The organism is Streptomyces sp. S3(2020), from assembly GCF_013044505.1.
GTDB lineage: Bacteria > Actinomycetota > Actinomycetes > Streptomycetales > Streptomycetaceae > Streptomyces.
This window is the reverse complement of the sequence record NZ_JABERD010000559.1, coordinates 1-670: the sequence shown is the minus strand read 5'-3', so window position 1 is coordinate 670 and position 670 is coordinate 1. Positions and strand designations below refer to the sequence as shown.

General features: G+C 67.2%; 1 protein-coding gene. It reads left to right on the top strand.

From position 1 onward, the window contains the following. Positions 1-6: 6 nt before the first annotated feature. Positions 7-670: condensation domain-containing protein (locus HLK59_RS50315; RefSeq protein WP_346780024.1), on the top strand; the 664-nt coding region annotated here is incomplete at its 3' end.

The window sequence follows — 670 nt, the reverse complement described above, 5'->3', positions numbered from 1 at the left end:
ACGGCGGTGGCTGGGCGTTCGGACGACAGTCTGGATGACCTGGTGGGGTTCTTCGTCAATACGTTGGTGTTGCGTACGGATGTGTCGGGTGATCCGACGTTCCGTGAGTTGCTGGGTCGGGTGCGGGCGGCTGATCTGGAGGCGTACGGGCATCAGGATCTGCCGTTCGAGCGGGTGGTGGAGGCGGTCAACCCGGCCCGGTCCACCGCCCGTCATCCCCTCTTCCAGACCATGCTCGTCCTCCAGAACAACGCCACCGCCACACCGGTCGTCCCCGGAGTGCACAGCGAACGACTGGCCCTGGAGCACCGGGTGGCCAAGTTCGACCTGACCTTCTTCGTGGAGGAAGAGGCCGGGGAGGACGGCCGGCCGGGTGGGCTGTGCTGGGACGTGGAATACGCCACCGACCTCTACGACGAGGCCACCGTGACCACCATGGCCGAGCGGCTGTTCGTCCTCCTTGAGGCCGCGGTCGCCGACCCCGACCTCCCCGTGGCCGCCATCGGGCTGCTGGGTGAAGGCGAGGAGCAGCAGGTCGTCGACGAGTGGAGTGGTGTCGGGGTTGGGGTGGTGGATGGTCGTTCGGTGCCTGAGGTGTTCGAGGCGCGGGTGCGGGTCGATTCGGATGCGGTGGCGTTGGTTCAGGGTGGGGTGGAGTTGACGTATGGGG